Origin of the sequence: Bacillus cereus group sp. BfR-BA-01379, from assembly GCF_022663605.1 — a bacterium.
In the GTDB taxonomy this organism is placed as follows: domain Bacteria; phylum Bacillota; class Bacilli; order Bacillales; family Bacillaceae_G; genus Bacillus_A; species Bacillus_A mobilis.
This window is the reverse complement of the sequence record NZ_JAKUFT010000371.1, coordinates 1-204: the sequence shown is the minus strand read 5'-3', so window position 1 is coordinate 204 and position 204 is coordinate 1. Positions and strand designations below refer to the sequence as shown.

The window sequence follows — 204 nt, the reverse complement described above, 5'->3', positions numbered from 1 at the left end:
GCGACTGTTTAGCAAAAACACAGCTCTCTGCGAAGCCGTAAGGCGAAGTATAGGGGGTGACACCTGCCCGGTGCTGGAAGGTTAAGGAGAGGGGGTAGCGTAAGCGAAGCTCTGAACTGAAGCCCCAGTAAACGGCGGCCGTAACTATAACGGTCCTAAGGTAGCGAAATTCCTTGTCGGGTAAGTTCCGACCCGCACGAAAGG

At 54.9% G+C, this 204-nt stretch carries 1 rRNA gene; it reads left to right on the top strand.

The window, feature by feature from the left end:
• A 23S ribosomal RNA gene (locus tag MR113_RS28305) occupies positions 1-204 on the top strand; the annotation flags it as partial.